Below are 5,766 nucleotides of genomic sequence, written 5' to 3'. Positions count from 1 at the left end.
GCTGGTGCCCCTGTCAGGACGGAGGGCCTGAGAAGGGCCGGGTGGCGCACGGAACCGCAGGGCGCGGGAGGGGGCATCACGGTCACGGTGCTCCGGGGTTCTCAGGAGGGTGGGGGGATGCGGCGGGGTCCGCCGCGGTGGTTCAGGGAGAGCAGGACGTCCCTCCTGACCGGCGCGGATGGTGCCGGCGGGGAGCGTCGCGCGGGTCCGTACCCACCGCCGCGATCAATAGGACTGCAACCGAAGAACCTGCTGAATTCACCCTGAGGGAGGACGTGTCGGGCACGACCCTGGCCCGATCGGGCCAGGGCCGCCATGACTCCACCGTGCTACCGGACCCCTCCAGCCCCGCGCAGGCGCCGAACCGCTTGCGTCCCCTGGGACGATGGAGGCATGTTCTCCAGGGCCAAGACCTCCCTCGTCGACGCCGAGCACGCGCTGCCCGGCCGTGAGCAGGACCCGTTCCACCGCGCCGCCCAGCACCGCGTGCTCGACGCGCCCGTCGTCACCGACGACGTCCCCGACGGACTCGAGGTCGCCGTGTTCGGCCTCGGCTGCTTCTGGGGCGCCGAGGAGATCTACTGGCAGAAGCCCGGGGTCTGGTCGACCTCGGTCGGCTACGCGGGCGGGCACACCCCGCACCCTTCCTACGAGGAGGTCTGCACGGGCCGTACCGGGCACACCGAGGCCGTGCGCATCGTCTTCGACCCCGCGGTCGTCTCCTACGCCGACCTCGTCAAGACGTTCTTCGAGGTGCACGACCCCACGCAGGGCATGCGCCAGGGCAACGACGTCGGCACCCAGTACCGCTCGGCGATCTACTGGACGACGCCCGAGCAGGAGCAGACCGCCCGCGAGCTGACCAAGATCTACGGCGACGAGCTCGCCCGGCGCCGACTCGGCGACATCACCACCGAGATCCGGCCCGCGGCCGACGTCCCCTACTACTACGCCGAGGACGCCCACCAGCAGTACCTCGCCAAGAACCCGCACGGCTACCGGTGCCACGCCAACACCGGCGTGCGCTTCCCCGCCGACGCCTGAGGCCGGCGCTGGAGGAATTCCCCTCCTCTCGGGTCACCCGCTCGGCACCGACCGACTGAGAGGATGGATCCATGGCCGACCTCCCTCGCAAGGCAGCGGCGCGCACCGCGCGTCTCGCCGCGCTGCCTCTCGGCTACGCCGGCCGCAAGACCCTCGGCCTCGGACGCCGGATCGGGGGCGCGCCGGCCGAGGCGGTGCTCTCCGACATCCAGCAGCGCACGGCCGAGCAGCTCTTCCGCACGCTCGGTGAGCTCAAGGGCGGGGCGATGAAGTTCGGTCAGGCGCTCTCGGTGCTCGAGGCCGCCCTGCCCGAGGAGGTCGCCGGGCCCTACCGCGAGCAGCTGACCAAGCTGCAGGACTCCGCTCCCCCGATGCCGACGAGCACGGTGCGCGAGATCCTGGCCGCCGACCTCGGCGCCGACTGGCAGGACAAGCTCGTCTGGCTCGACGGCGGGCCCACCGCCTCGGCGTCGATCGGCCAGGTGCACAAGGGCCGGTGGCACGACGGGCGCGACGTCGCCGTCAAGGTGCAGTACCCCGGCGCGGGCGACGCGCTGCGCTCCGACCTGCGTCAGATCGCCCGCCTCGGGCGCACGGTCGGCCCGCTGTTCCCGGGCATCGACGTCAAGCCGCTCATCGACGAGATGCAGGCCCGCGCCGTCGAGGAGCTCGACTACGCGCTCGAGGCCGAGGCCCAGAGCACCTTCGCCGAGGCGTTCGACGGCGATCCGCACATCGTCGTGCCCCCCGTGGTCGCCGTCGGGCCCACCGTCATCGTCACGGAGTGGATGGAGTCCACCTCGTCGCTGGCCCAGGTGATCGCCGAGGGCACGCAGGCCGAGCGTGACCACTACGGCGAGCTCTTCGTGCGCTTCCTGTTCTCCGGTCCGGCGCGCACCGGCATGCTGCACGCCGACCCGCACCCCGGCAACTTCCGCGTGATCCCCGCCGACGACGGCGGCCTCGGCCGCCTCGGCGTGCTCGACTACGGCGCTGTCGCGCGACTGCCCGAGCGTGAGCTGCCCGCAGCGATGGGCCGACTGATGCGCGCCTGCGCCTCGGGCGACGCCGACCGCGTGCTCGACGGGCTGCGCGCCGAGGGCTTCGTGCGCGAGCGGATCAAGATCGACGCCGAGCTGCTGATGGACTACCTCTCGCCGTTCGTCGAGCCCGCCTCGGTCGAGCGTTTCCGCTTCTCGCGCGAGTGGATGCGCGAGCAGTTCCAGCGCATCAACAACCCGCGCGAGCCCGCCTACACGATCGCGGTGAAGCTCAACCTGCCGCCGTCGTACATGCTGATCCACCGCACGTGGGTGGGCGGCATCGGCGTGCTGAGCCAGCTGGAGGCCGAGGCGCCGTTCCAGGCCATCCTGGTCGAGATGCTCCCCGGGTTCGCCGACCCCGACGCCTGAGCGCTTACACCTATTCGCCGGTCAAGCCGTCCACTGATTCGCGGATGAGGTCGGCGTGACCGTTGTGCCGGGCGTACTCCTCGATCATGTGCAGGAGGATCCAGCGCAGGCTGATCTGCTCGCCCGTGCGCGAGTGACGTCCGACTGACAGGGCGTCGGCGCCGTCGCCTCCGGCGAGCGCCTCGACGACGAAGGCGTCGGAGGCGGCGATCAGGGAGTCGAGCAGACCGTGCAGGTACTCCGGCTCGTCGTCGAGAGCCGTGCGGAACTCCCACTCGGGATCGACGTCGAAGTCGACGTCGGTGAACGGCGCCACCGTCTCGGTGCCTCGCAGGCACACGCCGAACCACCAGTCCTCGACGAGTGCCGCGTGCTTGACCAGGCCGGCGAGCGTGAGGGCCGACGGCGGGTGCAACCGGCCGAGCTGCTCCTTGGTCAGACCTCGGGTCTTCCACCGGAAGGTCTCACGCTGGTAGTCGAGGTAGGCGCGCAGCATCGTCACCTCGTCGTCCACGAACCGCGGGTCGAGGCGTCCGGCCGGTGAGTCGCTCATCCGCCCGACGCTAGCGCGGCACCCGGTCGGTGATGCAGTAGCGCGTGCCGGCCGGGTCGGCGAGCACGGTCCACCGGGAGTGGACACCCTCGACGGTGGCCCCGAGCGAGACGTGCCGCTCGGTCTCGGCGGCCCGGTCGTCGGCGGCGAGGTCGAGGTGGTAGCCGGGCTCGCGGTCGTCGCCGAGCCGCTGGAGGAGCACGCGGAGCGGTCCCCCGCCGTCGAGGCGCTTCAGCTCGGGGCTGCCGGTGTCCGACGGGGTGAACCCGGTCAGCTCCTCCCAGAAGTCCCGCTCCCGGTCGAAGGACGACGGACCGATGTCGAGGGCCACCTGGTTGACCTGCGAACGCCCGCCGGGCCACCGGACCGGCGACGACAGCCTGGTCTCGTGGGCGGCGACGAGACAGAACACCAGCCCGGCGGGCGACCGGAGGACGACGACGTCGGCGCCCGGGCCGGCGACCTCGGCAGCGCCGAGACCGACCGCGCGGGCGGCTGCGCCGCGGGGGTCGGGCACGTGCAGGTCGAGGTGGTGGCCCGACGTCGGCGACCCGAGGCGCTGCACCCGCAGGTACGCGTCGCCGTCCCGCGGCACGAGGGTGACGAACTCGTCGTGGTGACCGCGGCTCGGGGAGACGCGCGAACCGGTCACCTCCGCCCAGAACACCACCCCGCGCTCGAAGTGGTCGGGGGCGAGGTCGACGAACGCGGTCAGCCAGGACGGCGTCCAGGGGCCTGGGCCGCTCACGACGACGCCGGCTTGTGCAGCACGGCGCTGGTCGGGGTGACCAGCACGTCGTCACCGTCGACCACGGCGGTGCCGTCGACGAGCAGGCTGAACCCCGGCGCCTGCCGAGGTGGGTAGAGCAGGGTGACGACCTCGTTGGCCGCGACGTTGGCAAGGCTGCCGCGTCCGGGCGCCCGGACGACCAGCACGCCGTCGGTGAGGACGGGCCGCACGCTGACGGCCTTCACCCGCTGGTCGCCCGTGGTGAGCAGGTAGCCGTCGTCGACGTCGGCCAGGGCGTCGGCGAGGCGATCGACCTCGACAGGGATGCTCATGGGCCCATCTCACCAGAGTCCGAGCACGCCCCCGCCGATGCGGACCACGAACGCGCTGACGACGACGATGAAGAACACCCGCACGAAGCCGGCGCCCCTGGCCACCGCCGTCCGGGCGCCGAGGTAGCCGCCGACGATGTTCGCGGCGCCCATGACGAGGCCCACGTGCCACAGGACGGCGCCCTGGGGCACGAAGACGCACAGCGCGGCGAGGTTCGTGGCCCAGTTGGCCAGCCGCGCCTTCGCGCTCGCCTCGAGGAACGAGTAGCCCATCAGGCCCACGAGCGCGAACACGAAGAAGCTGCCGGTGCCGGGACCGAGCGCGCCGTCGTAGAACCCGACCGTGAACCCGGTGAGGCCGGCGATCGAGGTGTGCCGGTGGCCGCTGAACTTGAGGTCGGTCGCGTCCCCGAGGTCGGGCTTGAGCAGCACGTAGGCTCCCACGAGCACGAGCGCGACGAGCACGATCGGGTCGAACGCGCTGCGCGGGATCAGACTCGCCACCACGGCGCCGCTCGCCGATCCGGCGAACGCCAGGACCATCAGCGGCAGGAACGTGCGTGGGTCTGGCCGCACCCGGCGGTAGTAGGTGATGGAGCTGACCGTCGTCCCGCAGATGGAGCCGGCCTTGTTGGTGGCCAGGATCTCGATCGGGCTCGCCGCCGGGAGCCCGATCAGCAGCGCCGGGAGCTGGATGAGCCCCCCACCGCCGACCACCGCGTCGACGTAGCCCGCCATCACCGCCGCGAGTGCGAGCAGGGCCAGCACGGTCAACGACGGGTCGGGCACTCGGGCGATCCTAGTGACGCACGAGGGGGGAGACTGAGGGGGTGCGCATCGTGTCCCTGCTGCCGTCGACGACCGAGATCCTGTTCGCCATCGGCGCCGGGCCGGAGGTCGTCGGGGTCACCTTCGAGTGCGACCACCCGCCGGCGGCGCGCGAGCGGCGGGTCGTGTCGAGCACGGCGATGCCGCCCGGGCTGGCGCCGGCCGAGATCGACGCGTTCGTCGCCGCCGCCGTCGCGCGGGGCGAGGACCTCTACCGTCTCGACGCGGGCGCGCTCGGCGACCTCGACGCCGACCTCGTCGTCACGCAGGACCTCTGCGCGGTGTGTGCCGTCGACGTGACCGTCGTCGACGACGCGCTGGCCTACCTGGGGTGCTCGGCCGACGTGCTGACCTTCGACCCGCACACGGTGGCCGAGGTGCTGGCCTCCATCGAGGTGCTCGGCTCCGCCGTCGGGCGGTCCGCCGAGGCGACCGCGTTGGTCGCGTCGCTGCGCGCCCGGCTCGACGCCGTCGGGTCCGTGACGGCTGACGGGCCGCGGCCCCGCGTCGTCGTCCTGGAGTGGACCGACCCGCCCTACGCACCCGGTCACTGGATCCCGGAGATGGTCGAGCTCGCCGGCGGCACGTGCGTGCTCGGGACCGCAGGCCACAGGTCGACCCGCGTGCCGTGGGACGCCGTCCACGCGGCGCGGCCCGACGTCGTCGTCGTCGCACCGTGCGGCTACGACCGCGCCGGGGCGCAGGCCCAGGCCGACGCGCTCGTCGCCGCGGGCCTGCTGCCCGACGACGTGCTCGTGCACGCCGTCGACGCCGACGCCATGTGGGCGCGCCCCGGGCCCCGCCTCGTCGACGGCGTCGAGGAGCTGGCGGGAGTGCTGGCCGGTGCGCGCCGGTAGCCCCGCTCAC

General features: G+C 72.8%; 7 protein-coding genes. 3 read left to right on the top strand and 4 right to left on the bottom strand.

What is annotated here, in order from left to right:
- The first annotated feature begins 393 nt into the window (after positions 1–393).
- Together msrA and ABFT23_RS19340 are read left to right on the top strand one after the other, a co-directional pair.
- On the top strand, positions 394–1,044 hold the full coding sequence (gene msrA / locus ABFT23_RS19345; protein WP_347898176.1) for a peptide-methionine (S)-S-oxide reductase MsrA: 651 nt from the start codon (positions 394–396) through the stop codon (positions 1,042–1,044).
- Positions 1,045–1,115: 71 nt separating this feature from the next.
- A complete protein-coding gene (locus ABFT23_RS19340) occupies positions 1,116–2,456 on the top strand; it encodes an ABC1 kinase family protein (protein ID WP_347898173.1) in 1,341 nt (446 codons plus the stop codon).
- A 10-nt stretch (positions 2,457–2,466) separates the two neighbouring features.
- Here the strand turns inward: ABFT23_RS19340 and ABFT23_RS19335 are convergent, their stop codons facing one another.
- Genes ABFT23_RS19335 through ABFT23_RS19320 form a run of 4 tightly spaced genes read right to left on the bottom strand, consistent with a single transcriptional unit; the run spans position 2,467 to position 4,860 of the window.
- A complete protein-coding gene (locus tag ABFT23_RS19335; protein WP_347898172.1) occupies positions 2,467–3,009 on the bottom strand; it encodes a DinB family protein in 543 nt (180 codons plus the stop codon).
- Between the two features lie 10 nt (positions 3,010–3,019).
- Positions 3,020–3,757: a VOC family protein gene (locus ABFT23_RS19330; RefSeq protein ID WP_347898171.1), complete on the bottom strand. Its 738-nt coding sequence runs from the start codon at positions 3,755–3,757 to the stop codon at positions 3,020–3,022.
- A complete protein-coding gene (locus ABFT23_RS19325) occupies positions 3,754–4,071 on the bottom strand; it encodes a pyridoxamine 5'-phosphate oxidase (RefSeq protein WP_347898168.1) in 318 nt (105 codons plus the stop codon). Before ABFT23_RS19325 ends, ABFT23_RS19330 begins: the two co-directional genes overlap by 4 nt.
- Before the next feature lie 9 nt (positions 4,072–4,080).
- Positions 4,081–4,860 carry a TSUP family transporter gene (locus tag ABFT23_RS19320; protein ID WP_347898166.1) on the bottom strand — a complete coding sequence of 260 codons (780 nt, stop codon included), beginning with the start codon at positions 4,858–4,860 and terminating at the stop codon, positions 4,081–4,083.
- A 41-nt stretch (positions 4,861–4,901) separates the two neighbouring features.
- Between ABFT23_RS19320 and ABFT23_RS19315 the strand changes: the two genes are divergently transcribed.
- Positions 4,902–5,756, top strand: a complete 855-nt coding sequence (locus tag ABFT23_RS19315; RefSeq protein WP_347898164.1) for a cobalamin-binding protein — start codon at positions 4,902–4,904, stop codon at positions 5,754–5,756.
- Positions 5,757–5,766: the final 10 nt, after the last annotated feature.

The sequence above is a fragment of the Nocardioides secundeburneus genome, assembly GCF_039939255.1.
In the GTDB taxonomy this organism is placed as follows: Bacteria; Actinomycetota; Actinomycetes; order Propionibacteriales; family Nocardioidaceae; genus Nocardioides.
Note: the sequence above shows the minus strand (reverse complement) of the source record. Positions and strands in the feature narration are given on the sequence as shown.

What these genes read in the sequence shown, in the direction of transcription:
- ABFT23_RS19335 (WP_347898172.1), bottom strand. Translation starts at nt 3,009, where the DNA reads ATGAGCGACTCACCGGCCGGACGCCTCGACCCGCGGTTCGTGGACGAC.
- ABFT23_RS19340 (WP_347898173.1), top strand. Translation starts at nt 1,116, where the DNA reads ATGGCCGACCTCCCTCGCAAGGCAGCGGCGCGCACCGCGCGTCTCGCC.
- msrA (WP_347898176.1), top strand. Translation starts at nt 394, where the DNA reads ATGTTCTCCAGGGCCAAGACCTCCCTCGTCGACGCCGAGCACGCGCTG.
- ABFT23_RS19325 (WP_347898168.1), bottom strand. Translation starts at nt 4,071, where the DNA reads ATGAGCATCCCTGTCGAGGTCGATCGCCTCGCCGACGCCCTGGCCGAC.